Here is a 12,998-nt window from a genome sequence, read left to right as displayed (position 1 = left end):
TTCAGCCCTTTTGCATATCCTAATTTTGTAAGGGGGATATACATGGCTCATGAACCATTATATGATAAATTAAAACAAATATTAGAATTTGTCGATTATGAAGCAAATAAACCTCTTGAAACTTATAATAGCGAAGCAAGAATGTGGAGTAAAGGATATAGAAAAGCGATGATTAGAACCAGAAATTTTATCTGGAATATCCTTAATAAGGATTGATAGGAATGAAATGAGGAATTGTTTGAACGTTCCTCATTACTTTTGAGCCAACTGCACAAAGCTTGGGCGTTGTCGATAAGGCTCTCAGGTCTGCAGCATTCAAAGAAAAAGGCTCAACCAATTTACGGCTGAACCTAAACTATCATTCCTGCAACATTTCCTTTTGACCTTTCACCTGATTGCTCCGGGGAGTGAAGATAACTTTTAGGACAGCGTACTTTTCCCTAAGCCGGTTAGAGTATTTCTACATATCCTTCCGTTCCATTGATCCGGATCTTCTGTCCATCCTTGATAAGCGCCGTAGCGTTTTCAACACTTACCACAGCCGGAAGACCATACTCCCTGGCCACAACTGCACCATGAGTCATCATTCCCCCGACTTCCGTAACCAGTCCTTTGATGGAAACAAAGACCGGGGTCCAGCTAGGGTCAGTAAAGGTGGTCACTAGAATATCCCCTTCCTCGATTTTGGCGTCCTCAATCCTGAGGATTACCCTTGCCCTTCCCTCAATGATTCCTGAGGAAACAGGCACTCCGGCCAAAGCACCTGTTGGGATATTACTCGTGTCATACTCACCGGATATAATTTCTCCCTCAGAGGTAAGAACACGCGGCGGGGTAAGCCTCTCGTAAATCTCATATTCTTCTTTACGCTTCTTGATAAGGGCATAATCCAGCTTGTCCGTTTCCATAACTTGTTTCAGCTCTTCAAATCTAAGATAATAGATATCTTCTATTGCTTCCAGACGGCCCCGTTGGACGAAGGCTTCGGCTTCTTTGATCAGAAGCTGCTTCACAATCCATTCATACCAGACTAAGGTATATTTGTTAAACTCACGGTAACCGGCATAATTGCGCAGAACGCTGATTGCTTTCTCTGTCTTTTTAGCTTTTCTTTTACCACCCGGCAGCTGCCGCAGCCTGGTTAAAATGTCCTGCTCTTTCTGTTTAGCTTCCCGCAATCCTTGCTCGAATTTGGCAATATGCTCATTAGGCGGATAAACTTTAATATTGCCCAAAATCAGGGGAACCAATATCGTAGGCTTCTCATGCCAGCGGGTTCTGCTAATATCTATTTCCGCCGAACAACGCATGCCGTATTTCTTCAGATACCCTCGCAGCGCCTCGCTAACCTCAAGCCCTCCCTCTAATTTGGCTAAATCCTCAAAAAAGCTTTCATCATGCGGATTTTCTAAATACCCAACGACCTCCGGGTACTTTCGAACGACATCGGATACATCCAAAAGTTCAAGACCCATTTCTGAAGTAATATTATTAGCCACAGATTGGGCAAGGACATCCGCCGCATTCTTTTCCCCCAGCCATTTTTCCAAATGCTTGTTGAGCCAGTTTGCGGCATAAGCCCCGGCAAAAACAACACCGTAAGTGTCAAACATGATGTCTTTTAATTGAACCATGCTCTGCTCAATAAAAGTAATAAATTCCTTGCCGGAAATATTCCGAGCCCTCTCTTCCAAGTCCCTTAGGGCTGCGCTATTACGAGCCATAAAATCTTCTGCGATAGCAGGGTCATTTTTCCGATAGCATTCCAGCGTCTTAAGGAGCCAGCGGACGATTAGTCTGCCTCCGAGCATCGGTTTCTTACTTTTAGAGAGATTTTTGATAAAATCTTCGCGTCGGATAACATTATTAAAAGCCTTCTGCATAAGCACATCTACCGTTGCCAGTCCTTTAACAAAGGACTTCCTCATAAAGGGTGATCGGATTTCGTTGGAGGCATCGACATAGATTCTTCCGCCGGCTTCGTACATGGGCGAGTCGGTCATCTGTTTAAATAATAGTTGAAAAAAGGTTATGCTTAAGGGAGACATGGCTTCCGTCATCATCTGACGATGGCCAAAGGAGAAAAATATATGATTCTTATCATCCTTCATTTCCGGTACAGGATATAAAGTTGTAATAGGACGACTCTGTACAATATATATCTTGTCTTCATAAAGACACCATTCTATATCCTGGGGACGGCCAAAATACTTTTCAATCTTCCTGCCCGTTTGTTCAAGCTCTAAAATCTGCCGGTCCGTTAATGTTTGAGCATTCTGACGGTCAATATCAACTGCCCTTTTTTCAGTTCCCCCTTGTTCCAAACCATAGATAGCTAATTTCTTGGTCGATATCTTTTTATTGACGATCGTACCTTCTTTAATTTTATAGATATCCGCATTCACAAGTCCGGACACCAGAGCTTCACCAAGACCAAAGCTGGCGTCAATAGAAGTAATTTTCCTGTTAGAGGTTACAGGGTCTGCTGTAAACATAATCCCTGAAGCTTGAGGAAAAACCATCTCTTGAATAACCACGGAGAGGTAGACTTTACGGTGATCAAAGTGATTTTGCATTCGGTAGATTACCGCTCTGTCTGTAAAAAGTGATGCCCAGCACTTGCTTACCTGGTGTAGAATCTCCTCTTTTCCTCTGATATTTAAATAGGTATCCTGCTGCCCCGCAAAAGAAGCTAAGGGTAAATCTTCGGCAGTGGCACTGGAACGAACGGCATAGGCCTTCTTTTCCCCAAACTTTTTAAGGAATAGAGCAATCTCTTCGTCTATATCCTGGGGAATGAGGATTGCTTCGATTAGGCTGCGGATTTTTCCGCCGATTTCTCCTACCCTTTCCCTATCCTCCGGCTTAAGCTGAGATAATTCTTCAACCAGCCCGTTAAACTCCTTATTATCCTCAACAATTCTTTTATAGGCTTCAGTAGTAATACAAAACCCTTCGGGAACCTGTATTCCTTCAGCCTTTGACAGTTCCCCCAGGTTTGCTCCCTTGCCTCCGACCAGCATAAGCTGGGTTTTATCTATCTCTTTAAAACTTAGCAAATAGGAACTCATATTTACTACCTCCCCTGATTATTTGCGGCAAGATTCTACAAGCAACTATTTACTTTTTTTACTCCCCTAATCTACAGATACGTTTCCTTATAGAAGTTGTTTTTGAGCATATCTAAGCATTCATTGAATTCTTCCAACATGGTGTCAAAACTCATCTCAGCTTTATCCGATAACTGTTTGGTGTATCCATCGGCCATCCAGGAAAGCATTTTCAGCAAAAGTCTCAGGTCAACCCCGTCTTTGAATTTGGAAGTATCCACACCCTCAAAAGCTATTTTGTTTCTGAAATCTTCTCCACTGTTCAGAATAGCCTTTATCTCATCTTTCACTTCCTCGTCAGTTTCAAAGTACACGCTGGTTAAAAAAGATGGTATCGCAGCGTGTCGTTTCATAATAGAAATTTCAATACTCGACGACATTTTGATTCGCTCAAAAAAATCAGTAATACTGTTGTCAAAGATTTCATTAACCTCATTCATGATGATAGTCCCGCACAAATTAATCAGGTAAAGATACAGTGCTTTTTTGGTGCCAAAGTAATGAAATACCATAGATTTGGAAATTCCTGCGGCAGCAGCAATATCGCTAATGGAAGCTTTTTTATAGGCATTAGCACCAAAAACCCGCAGAGCGGCATCAAGGATTAGGTTTTGTTTTTCTATCGATAAACTGAAAAATTTCTCCATAAATTTCACCTCTTTAGTTATCTCAACCGAATCGGTCGAGATAACTGTAACACTCTAAACCGATTCGGTCAAGAGCGTTTTCAACAAAACTCAAAATAAAAAGCCCTCCCAAATACTTGCTTGAGAGAACTTAATCTACGCCCCTTCGCCAGGTATGACGGTTGAGCTTTCATCATTAATGACCCATGATTTCCCTATACGAACAACTGAAAACTGATAATGCAATCCTATTTCGGGGTGGGCAATTACGTTGTTAATTAACGCTTGGTTCCATACCCAAATGTCAGCACTGACAGTGGCAGCATTGCCATATCCATATATCTTGATGTTTTTATACTTGGCAACTCCGCCATCCGCAAACCTATAGTTACCTGTTTCCTGTGCCTTGATCATCCCTTCTGACTGCTTAACCATTTTCTTTAAGATTTGAGAGTTGGGAATATAGAATTTTAAAAATTTATCCTCAATGTTCTCGTTCGCTTTCCTTTTAACTTCGTCCGAAATAGGGATGTTAAAATTTGAGCGATAAGGTTCCGGAAGAATAACAGCTGTTTGCTCCGTTTTCACGGAATCTAAGATTAGATTTTGAATTTCAATGACATCGCTTGGTCTAATGCTCATTATTTTACGTGGAATAAACCAGCTTGAAAACAAAATGATACCTATGACGGCTATTCCGATAATCAATCTTTTGTTTCCACGAAAAGATGTGCTGCTGTCCATAGGGAACCTCCTCGGAGAAAATCAGTCAAATTATTGTTAAATTCCTCTCGTGATAAAGAGCCTAAAATAATATTGCTAAAGGGTTTAATGCAGTCAAAATAATCCTTCCACAAGCGAGTTTGCAAGACCTTCTGAGTCGGCTAACATTTTCTAGGCTCCGATAATAAAGTACCTTTACACTTTCCGCATTATTTCTTAATTTCCTTCCTAAAATAGCAAATATATTCTATAAAAGGAAAAACAGCCTGTCTAAATAAGACGTCCTGGCGTTGGCAGTTAACTTGTTCACTAGATACTTCGCTATGATGGAATCACCTTGACAAAGATTTTTCACACGTTCATAAACTTCATCGTAATCGACAGGTTGTTCTTGTATGTACATAAAAAACCTGTCTCCTGAACTGTGGAAACAGGTTTGCAATTAATTTAGCTTTGATTAAACCATATAGATCTCTAATCTTCTATTCCACGCGCAATTTTAGCTATTTCTAATGCGTCTTCCTGATAAATACTTGCCAACAACCACTTCTCATCCTGCCAGACAAACTTCCAAAATTCTGTAAAGTAAAGTCTGTGCTTATCATTTCCGGATATGAGTTTTCCTGAGTCGTCTAACGTATAATCGATTAAACTCGCAAAAACCATGACAATAAAATATTGTGATTCTTCATCCAGATGACTATGAATAAACTCAATATCCCCGGTGTTCAAAATTGGTTCCTTTATTATATTGCGCTCTCCACGAGCTTTCATGCCTTGAAGATCCGTCTGGTACTTCTTATTCAACGCAGTTATTAGGTACTCTTCCGCTCTCGAGAGGTCCTGCCGACTCCAACTATCCTGTAGCCAAAAGAAGACCTGACGAACCCTGCCGACAAGAAAATCCCGATCCCAACGAGAAAACGTTTCCGCTAAATAGCTCATATTCTCGCGTGTATAATTTATAGCTTTACCAAAGCGCTGAAGATTTTCCGAATTGGAAATCGGTCGGCCATTTAAATCTACAGCTGTCTCTCTTGAGTTGCGATCATTATTCACGGTTTTAGAACTTGTCGTAGATGGGAAGCGATCATTACGGCCCCACCTTCGTCTTTCTTGGCTTCCAGCATTTAAAAACCGCCACGCTATATAAAGGATAACGAGGAAAAGTATTCCTCCGGACCCATACCCCCCGAAGAAGAACGGAATGGGAAAGAACCCACCAAGTCCCCCACCTCCCAAATGACCGCCTCCGGAAAAAGACCCGCCACTAAAGCTTCCTCCCGAGCTATCACCCAAGCTTCCGCCTAAACCGCCGCCGCCACGTGCTAAGGCCAGCGATACTTGACTTCCCGAGAGAATGAGAGTCGTTAGAATTACCGCTATACGTTTTGTCCAAAAATTCATGCCAATCACCGATCCTAAGCATCTCTTTTAGAAAACTCGCAATGACGATCCAGTGCAGCCTTAATGGAGAACCTAATTCTTATTTAACTCAATTTTATTTCCTTCTTTAAGTTTTGCTAACTCATCCTCGATTTCGGAATTGACTTTGCTCGTTTCTAGTTCTGCAAATTGTTCTTCAATTGTATTTCTGTGTACCATTGTTCCGGACGCCTTGGCTTCCGCCTCCAGGCGTTCAACCCGGTCTTTCATTCGATCAAAATCTACCAACGGGTCGTGGGCAGAAACTCCGGATACAGCTTCATTCGCCTTTTTCATAGTTTCCGCCCGTCGTTGACGCATAACCAGGTTATTACGTTCTATCTTGGCCTTTTCCAGTTTTTCCGAAAGCAGATGAAGGTTATTCTGAAGATCTTCAACCGATTTGGCCTGTTCTGTAAGTTGGGACTCATAATCTCTCTTGCTGTTCTCAGCCTGTTTTTTATAGGTTAAAGCAGTCCTCGCCAAATCATCCTTTCCCTGCTGTACGGCAAGTGCAGCCTGTTCACTGCGCACTTTAATTTCCTTATTCAAGCCTTCAATGCGTTCCTCAAGTTGAATTTTATCCGCCAGAGCACGGTTGACTTGAATTTGAAAATTGCGGACTTCCTCCGTTGCTCGTTCTACATAAAGATTTAACATCTTTTCCGGATCTTCAGCCTTGGTTATAAGATCCATAGTATTTGCTTGAAGCAAATCTTTTACCTTACTAAACAACCCCATAGCTTCCATTCTCCTTTCAATACTAATAAACAATAAATTTATCGTTCGAACCTTTACTTCAACTTTATCTTCATCATAAGCATTATAACACTGTTTATGCGTAAACCTCGAACAATGTATTCACATTATTGCGACAAAAACATTTAAAAATCCTTCCCGATTCCGACAATAATCTTACATTTACTAATTACAAAACTGAGGTTATTTACCACGATCGCGCAAATCGTAAATGCCCTGGTAGAAAATCCATAAGTAATGCCCCCATCGTTTCTGATGAGAGCAAGGTTGGACGAATGTATTATTTTGCCTCATACAGTTTTAGACCTGTCACCATCTTATTTAGCATATTAACATTAATCCTCAATAGAATCATTATTATTTACTGAAACAGAACCAGTGTTTTTCTTCAAAACACCTAGGTTGGAAATAGCATCCTTGATGTCTATGCCAGTCAAAGTTTCCACCAGATCAGGAACCTGGGCAATCATATTCGTGACATCGCGAGTGACTTTCTGCATCCCTGAATTGTCCCCACCAGTGGATACAACCGTAATCTTATCAATGTTTTCCAGAGGGGCAGTGACGGCTTTGGCAAGATCCGGCAAACCAGCCAGTAATTTGTCTAAGATGGCCGCTTGTGAGTAATTAGCAAAGGCTTCTGCTTTTGCTTGAATAGCTTCAGCCTCTGCAAGACCCTTAGAACGAATAATATCCGCTTCGGCGCTACCGACAGATTTAGTAGCTTCAGCCTTGGCTTCGCTTTCCAACTTGATGTTAAGAGCGGTGGCTTCAGCCTTAGCTTTATTCTCAATCACTGTAACCTGGGCATTAGCTTCAGCCTGAGCTTGTTGCTTAATCTTCACAGCCTGAGCTCCGGCTTCCGCAGGTTTAATTACATCAGCTTCCAATTCTTTTTGCTTACGAATAATTTCGGCTTCAGCGACGGCAGTTTCACCCTGGCGTTCAATCTGTTTCACAGTCCACTGCTTCTTGGTCAATTCCTGCTGCAGTTCAGCATCACGTAGTTTATAGGCATTTTCTTTATCAGCCTGTGCCTTTTGCACTTCGGCATCATATTGAGCTTTCTTCAAATTCAGATTTTTCATATTCTCTGCTTGTTGTGTCTCAGACTGAGTCTGCGCCTCTACAGTCTTTTGCTGCGCCTCTGCCCTGGCAATGGCAGCGTCTCGTTCGGCTGCCGCTTTCTGGATTTCACTTTCTTTAAAGGCCGTAGCCTTAGCTATCTCGGCCTCTTTAAGTACACGGGCAATCTCTGGTTTACCCATATTTTCAATATACTGATTGCGATCTTTGACACTCTTAATTGTAAATGACCGAACTTCAAGTCCCATCTTAGATAACTCGCCCTGACAGGTCTCAAGCATCTTTGTTTGAACCATATCCGGTTCCTTAACAATTTGCTCGACGGTTAACTGACCGATAATACTACGAAGGTGACCCTCCATGACCTGTTTAATCATAATCTCTTGAGCTTCGTCACTCTTGGACAAAAACTGAACTGCCGCTGTTTTAATAGCATCTGAGATATCAATAATCTTAATTTGGGACACCGCTTCGATGGTTACCGCTACTCCTTGAGTAGTATATAAATCATTTGCTGGAGCAATGTCAAAAGACATCAAAGCTAAAGATATACGCTTGCAAGTTTGCACAAGTGGCCAGACGACTCGACCGCCTCCTGTTATAACATTAGAACCACCCATACCAAAAACAATTAAGGCTTCATCCGGTCCGGCTTTCTGAAACATACGAGCAAGCATACTTAAGATAGCCAACAAACCTACAACCGCCACTGCAATAATGATTATAACACTCGAAAAAATCATCCAATTTACCCCTTTCTCAATCTTTTACTTGCCAAATGAATCAGCTGAAGATACGTAGGCTACTCCCCTTTCTACTTTAACTATGACCACACTTACGCCTTTATTAATTTGACCTCCATCTAATGCTTTAGCCCTGATGATTCTATCTGTACCCTGTAAAGGATATAGAACCTCACCCATTGAATCTGCTGAAATCCTGGTTGTCACCAAACCGGTTACCCCCACTGCATCGGTGTCTTTGATGTCTAAATAAGCGGTCTGATTCCTGAGCATTAGAGTTATTACTCCTCGAACTAACCACCAAAACACTATACCCCCAACTAAAGCAAGAGGAAGTGTGAGTAAAGCCATCTTAAAAACTTGAAAACCTACAAGACCACCTGACCCAAAACCAAGAAGAAAAGCAAATATAGCCTGGATATTTAATATGGGCACGGTATAAAGAGGCGTACTATCATTAGCAATGCCGCTATTATCAGTTGAATCTATAGCAGCATGTGCGGTATGTCCCATACTGGAATGGCCTAAATGTGCATGGTCAACATGATACATATGCCCTCCATGTCCGCCAAAAACTAAGCTTACCACGCTGAAAATAAAACCCACTGCTAAACAAATTATGTAAACACTCTCTAGAAAATTGACACTTGAACTAAAGACCATCATAAAAATCACTTCCTAAGGCTAGATGTAAAAAAGCAGCTTTAATATAGACTATGCAATTAATTATCCAAAATAAATATAACCATGGTAAAATAATTAGGCTGTACCAGATATAAAACCATCCTGTGCCATTATTAACTGACAACGAATCTTTCAAGACCTGCCACACTTTTAATTTCGATAATTTCTCACTTCCGTTTGATGATCTTTTTGAGCTCATACCCTAAAAAGAACAAGCATATTCACATAGTTCCCTTATCAAAGCGACAATTTTTTGAGCTTGGCAAGGCCCAAGCATGTGAGAAGATGGAATAGCTGGGATATTTCCTTAAATTCTTACTATAAATACTAATTCTACTGTTTTACCCTATTTCCTGCTTAAAGTAACATAAAAAATATCCTCATACTCCCAATCACACATTAATATATGTTCTTCAGCCATACCGTTCCTGACCAAAATTGAAATCCACTTCTTTCAAAGATCGACATTTCAATCCAACAACTAAATAATTTTAACTTATTTAGGCATGTGTCGTTTCGATTTTGGTATCTTTATCGGGCTTTATCGTTATAAGTTTACCGTCACGGCGAACAACAACCAATGTGATCGTCTTTTCGTCAATAGAAACGTCTTGATACTGGGAATCGTCGAACATTGCGTTGGTATTAACCGCTGCCCGCTTGGTTCCAATCATGCTGTAAATCTTATTACCAGTTGAACCTGTAATCGAAACAATCTCGTCCCTACCCTGAGCTAATTCATTTTCGTCGTGGCGCTTCGGAAGATGGTCCGGGAAGACAGAGACTATGCCGAACTAATTTATGACTATTTAGTAGAAGAAGGAACCAATAAGTATGATGATTTATCGGATGCTCACTCTAAGAAGTTAATCCGTAAATAGTATAAATACATCAAGGACGTTGCAAGTGAGGTTTTTTGTAAAAATGTAAATCGCCCTGATTTTCAAGAACTGAAAATCAGGGCTAATTTTTATGCAACGCTATATGTTCCACCGCTTACTTGATTACTATGAACCAACTAATTACAAATTATTTTTCTTCCTACTTCGGCACTGTCTTCATTTTAGATAATAGGTATCTCGGAGTACATATAGTTTAGAGCATCAATTCAGGAAGGTACATTGCAACTGAAATTTATTTGTATCTCTTGCGTGTATTTATTCCCTTCCGTATCAGAAATAGTATTTGGAGCTATAACCAAAGTGTACGTCTGACTATTTAATAAGGCCTTAGAATATATTTGCAGCTCATTCGGATAATTCGTTAAGTTTACTCGATCTATTGCCACTGCCTGACCATTTCCGTCTAATAGCTGTATTCCTGACCAATCGGTCGGCACCACTATGTTCCTGTTGAAATCGACATTAATTCCTTGAAATTGAAATACCATATTGTTTGCTGTGCTGACCGCAAAAGGTTCATCAGAAGCATTGACTTGACTGCTAAAAACCATCTGAAGAACTAATAAAAAAGCAAATGTTACCGTGAGTAATACCTTTCTTTTCAGATTTTTAAAACCGCTTCCCCCAAAATCTCTGACTTTCATTAAGACCACTCTCCCTATAATTACTTTTACAGAACAGTTTAGATATATCTTCTATACGCAATTACCGTTACCTTTATTTTTATTTTTCTTCGACAAAACTTGTCATAATATCGTGAGAATTCAACTTTTAGAAGTGAAGAGTCCCCAGTTAAAGCGAAAGACTATTCTAGGTTTACCTTTGGTGAGCTGTTCGACAAATTCCGGATAGTATCAGGTACCTTCAGAAGGTGAAAAGATGACCCCCGAAGATGATCTTCGGAGGCCTTTTCCGACCCAAGCAGTTTAAGCCAACGGCAGGGATACGAAGTTGCGTTAGTAGAGTACTTATCAAAATATGGCTTCCGCGATCAGGTAGAAAAATTATTAGATATGCGAAATGGTAGATGATATAACAAGAACTCCATCACCTTTTAAGTAAGGTGAATGGAGCTCTTTCTTACAAGCAATTCCCACACCAAAGATCGCTCCAGCAACTTCTTATTTAGTGGTTGTTATCACGGATAAGATTTTCAAGCATCATTATCGATAAAACAGTTAAGAAGAAACCTTAGCGGTATAATATCTGTAACCAATAAAGCTCCTTCAGGTTCGCTGTATGGTAACGTTTCGTGCTTAAATTAGCTGGCAATGACTGACGCAGTTAAGCTCGGAAGTGTGGTAGAGGTTCCTGGAATTCGGATATTTATCGTAGCTCCTGTAGGAAATCCGGGCGTGATTAAGTTCCCTGAAGCATCAGTATACCTGTTATACCAAGGTACTCCGTTAATGTTGTATTTGGAGTCAACCCAGTTACAGTTCCTACTGCCGCAGATGCACTAATTGATCCAGTAGGACCTGATAGTGGTGGAACAATTGTGCCAACTCTCTGCAGCCGAAGCAAGTGCTGATGATGTTACCTTAGTACGTACTTGTATTGTTCCAGCATCGAATATTATACCAGAGTCCGTAGTTGACCATGGTGAACTACCATTTAAGCTATATTCGTAAGTCGATCCAAGCCCTGTTACTGTACCTGCAACTACATCATAAGTTACCCCACTTGTGGGTTCAGAAGGCTGCATTAAAATACCAAGTGTTTTTGTATCTGCATTATTGGCGGCGGAACGATAACTACATTACCATCAGCGAAAGTAACCATTGTATTCTCGTCTGTACAATCTGTCCAAGTTGATCCACCATTAAGAGTATACTGCATAGCTACTGTAGTTCCAGTAATTTGACCTCTAGCAGTCACTCTATCTGCCGAATGTTGATATCTCCCAGTTCTCCCTGTGTTTTTGGCCATTGAAACTTCATGTCATTAGCTAAGTGTTTCGTAGCATGCACAAAGCCGTTCCCATCCCATCTCAAGGCTTTGATGGCAGTATGGCGTTTGTTGCAGAAGATAAACAGCGTCTTTCCAGAATAAGGATCGAGTTTAAACTTTAGAGCGACCATAGCTGTTAAGCCTGTAATTTGTCTCCGAAAATCCGTATATCCAAAGGCAAGATAAATATGCTCAACATTTTCGGCCATAGACTGGATCATAACTTTCTCGGAACCTTTACCAATTCCTCTAAGGTCACCGGATTAAAACCATCGGGTATGCCAATACAATAGTCACCAAGTGACAAGGATAATTCAGGTTTAGGAGACCCTGATTCTTTCGTACGGTCTCCACGTTCAGTGGGCAGAAGCACTTCTGCAAAGGGATTACTTTCAGCCTCCAGTTGCTCCTGAAGTTTAAACTTTCTGGCCCAATAATGATAAGCCGTTTTCTTCAGTCCGTTTTGAATGCACCACGCTCGGATACTCAGTTCACTTTGACTGCATTCTTCAATGCGGTACCGCCAACGTTGTTCTTCGGCTAAATCTCTAGCCATAACAACCTGCCCCCGGTGAAGTCGAGGGTAAAATGGAGATTCTTCAGCATTTTTTGCTGAAAAATACTACTACCTTACACATTTCTTTGACGCTATGTTTGGTTAGCTCTTTATCTTTGGCACCTGTATAAACTTCTAAGTAATAAATATTGATCTGTTATATGTAAAGGAAGAGGATTGACTTATTCTTTTATGTATTACATACTTACCTCAGGATAAGTGAATACTAGACATTGAATTAACTCATGAAGGAGGTGGTAGAATGAATACAGCTACAAGAGTACCCAATAGATTAGCTAATGAAAAGTCTCCTTATTTACTTCAACACCAATACAATCCTGTAAACTGGTACGCATGGAATGAAGAAGCTTTTAACTTAGCAAAGATGGAAAACAAGCCCATCTTTTTATCTATTGGGTATTCGTAGGTGGATA

14 protein-coding genes are annotated in these 12,998 nt (G+C 40.7%); 2 read left to right on the top strand and 12 right to left on the bottom strand.

The annotated features are described in order from the left end of the window. Positions 1 to 42: 42 nt before the first annotated feature. The gene (locus REC12_RS25390) at positions 43 to 216 is read left to right on the top strand and encodes a hypothetical protein (RefSeq protein ID WP_308899063.1); all 174 of its coding nucleotides are present in this window, start codon (positions 43 to 45) and stop codon (positions 214 to 216) included. 233 nt (positions 217 to 449) lie between these two features. Here the strand turns inward: REC12_RS25390 and ppsA are convergent, their stop codons facing one another. The 12 genes from ppsA to tnpA form a co-directional block, all read right to left on the bottom strand. After that, positions 450 to 3,071 (bottom strand): phosphoenolpyruvate synthase, encoded by a 2,622-nt coding sequence (gene ppsA / locus REC12_RS25385; RefSeq protein WP_308899061.1) that lies wholly within the window; start codon positions 3,069 to 3,071, stop codon positions 450 to 452. Positions 3,072 to 3,142: 71 nt separating this feature from the next. Beyond that, positions 3,143 to 3,757, bottom strand: coding sequence for a TetR/AcrR family transcriptional regulator (locus tag REC12_RS25380; RefSeq protein ID WP_308899060.1), 615 nt, complete (start codon positions 3,755 to 3,757; stop codon positions 3,143 to 3,145). A 135-nt stretch (positions 3,758 to 3,892) separates the two neighbouring features. Next, positions 3,893 to 4,480, bottom strand: coding sequence for a hypothetical protein (locus tag REC12_RS25375; protein ID WP_308899058.1), 588 nt, complete (start codon positions 4,478 to 4,480; stop codon positions 3,893 to 3,895). A 226-nt stretch (positions 4,481 to 4,706) separates the two neighbouring features. Next, the gene (locus tag REC12_RS25370) at positions 4,707 to 4,862 is read right to left on the bottom strand and encodes a hypothetical protein (RefSeq protein WP_308899057.1); all 156 of its coding nucleotides are present in this window, start codon (positions 4,860 to 4,862) and stop codon (positions 4,707 to 4,709) included. A 71-nt stretch (positions 4,863 to 4,933) separates the two neighbouring features. Continuing rightward, positions 4,934 to 5,866 carry a TIM44-like domain-containing protein gene (locus REC12_RS25365; protein WP_308899056.1) on the bottom strand — a complete coding sequence of 311 codons (933 nt, stop codon included), beginning with the start codon at positions 5,864 to 5,866 and terminating at the stop codon, positions 4,934 to 4,936. 72 nt (positions 5,867 to 5,938) lie between these two features. Next, the gene (locus REC12_RS25360) at positions 5,939 to 6,625 is read right to left on the bottom strand and encodes a PspA/IM30 family protein (protein WP_308899055.1); all 687 of its coding nucleotides are present in this window, start codon (positions 6,623 to 6,625) and stop codon (positions 5,939 to 5,941) included. A 353-nt stretch (positions 6,626 to 6,978) separates the two neighbouring features. Then, positions 6,979 to 8,472 (bottom strand): flotillin family protein, encoded by a 1,494-nt coding sequence (locus REC12_RS25355; RefSeq protein ID WP_308899053.1) that lies wholly within the window; start codon positions 8,470 to 8,472, stop codon positions 6,979 to 6,981. Positions 8,473 to 8,496: 24 nt separating this feature from the next. Beyond that, on the bottom strand, positions 8,497 to 9,138 hold the full coding sequence (locus REC12_RS25350) for an NfeD C-terminal domain-containing protein (protein ID WP_308899052.1): 642 nt from the start codon (positions 9,136 to 9,138) through the stop codon (positions 8,497 to 8,499). A gap of 518 nt (positions 9,139 to 9,656) precedes the next feature. Continuing rightward, on the bottom strand, positions 9,657 to 9,830 hold the full coding sequence (locus tag REC12_RS25345) for a hypothetical protein (RefSeq protein ID WP_308899051.1): 174 nt from the start codon (positions 9,828 to 9,830) through the stop codon (positions 9,657 to 9,659). A gap of 434 nt (positions 9,831 to 10,264) precedes the next feature. Next, complete coding sequence (locus REC12_RS25340; protein WP_308899049.1) at positions 10,265 to 10,702, bottom strand: Ig-like domain-containing domain; 438 nt, start codon at positions 10,700 to 10,702, stop codon at positions 10,265 to 10,267. Positions 10,703 to 11,932: 1,230 nt separating this feature from the next. After that, positions 11,933 to 12,217, bottom strand: a complete 285-nt coding sequence (tnpB, locus tag REC12_RS25335; protein ID WP_308899048.1) for an IS66 family insertion sequence element accessory protein TnpB — start codon at positions 12,215 to 12,217, stop codon at positions 11,933 to 11,935. Between the two features lie 8 nt (positions 12,218 to 12,225). Then, positions 12,226 to 12,564: an IS66 family insertion sequence element accessory protein TnpA gene (gene tnpA, locus REC12_RS25330; RefSeq protein WP_308899046.1), complete on the bottom strand. Its 339-nt coding sequence runs from the start codon at positions 12,562 to 12,564 to the stop codon at positions 12,226 to 12,228. Between the two features lie 262 nt (positions 12,565 to 12,826). Here tnpA and REC12_RS25325 point away from each other — a divergent pair, with 262 nt between their 5' ends. Next, complete coding sequence (locus REC12_RS25325) at positions 12,827 to 12,991, top strand: DUF255 domain-containing protein (protein WP_308899045.1); 165 nt, start codon at positions 12,827 to 12,829, stop codon at positions 12,989 to 12,991. Positions 12,992 to 12,998 lie beyond the last annotated feature (7 nt).

Source organism: Candidatus Desulfosporosinus nitrosoreducens, from assembly GCF_030954495.1.
Lineage (GTDB): Bacteria > Bacillota > Desulfitobacteriia > Desulfitobacteriales > Desulfitobacteriaceae > Desulfosporosinus > Desulfosporosinus nitrosoreducens.
The sequence above is the reverse complement of the archived record's forward strand: the minus strand, read 5'-3'. Positions and strand labels throughout refer to the sequence as shown.

Coding starts and splice junctions, on each gene's coding strand:
- REC12_RS25350 (WP_308899052.1), bottom strand. CDS start 9,138: ATGATGGTCTTTAGTTCAAGTGTCAATTTTCTAGAGAGTGTTTACATA.
- tnpA (WP_308899046.1), bottom strand. CDS start 12,564: ATGGCTAGAGATTTAGCCGAAGAACAACGTTGGCGGTACCGCATTGAA.
- REC12_RS25370 (WP_308899057.1), bottom strand. CDS start 4,862: ATGTACATACAAGAACAACCTGTCGATTACGATGAAGTTTATGAACGT.
- REC12_RS25380 (WP_308899060.1), bottom strand. CDS start 3,757: ATGGAGAAATTTTTCAGTTTATCGATAGAAAAACAAAACCTAATCCTT.
- REC12_RS25360 (WP_308899055.1), bottom strand. CDS start 6,625: ATGGGGTTGTTTAGTAAGGTAAAAGATTTGCTTCAAGCAAATACTATG.
- REC12_RS25375 (WP_308899058.1), bottom strand. CDS start 4,480: ATGGACAGCAGCACATCTTTTCGTGGAAACAAAAGATTGATTATCGGA.
- REC12_RS25355 (WP_308899053.1), bottom strand. CDS start 8,472: ATGATTTTTTCGAGTGTTATAATCATTATTGCAGTGGCGGTTGTAGGT.
- REC12_RS25345 (WP_308899051.1), bottom strand. CDS start 9,830: ATGATTGGAACCAAGCGGGCAGCGGTTAATACCAACGCAATGTTCGAC.
- ppsA (WP_308899061.1), bottom strand. CDS start 3,071: ATGAGTTCCTATTTGCTAAGTTTTAAAGAGATAGATAAAACCCAGCTT.
- REC12_RS25340 (WP_308899049.1), bottom strand. CDS start 10,702: ATGAAAGTCAGAGATTTTGGGGGAAGCGGTTTTAAAAATCTGAAAAGA.
- REC12_RS25325 (WP_308899045.1), top strand. CDS start 12,827: ATGAATACAGCTACAAGAGTACCCAATAGATTAGCTAATGAAAAGTCT.
- REC12_RS25390 (WP_308899063.1), top strand. CDS start 43: ATGGCTCATGAACCATTATATGATAAATTAAAACAAATATTAGAATTT.
- tnpB (WP_308899048.1), bottom strand. CDS start 12,217: ATGGCCGAAAATGTTGAGCATATTTATCTTGCCTTTGGATATACGGAT.
- REC12_RS25365 (WP_308899056.1), bottom strand. CDS start 5,866: ATGAATTTTTGGACAAAACGTATAGCGGTAATTCTAACGACTCTCATT.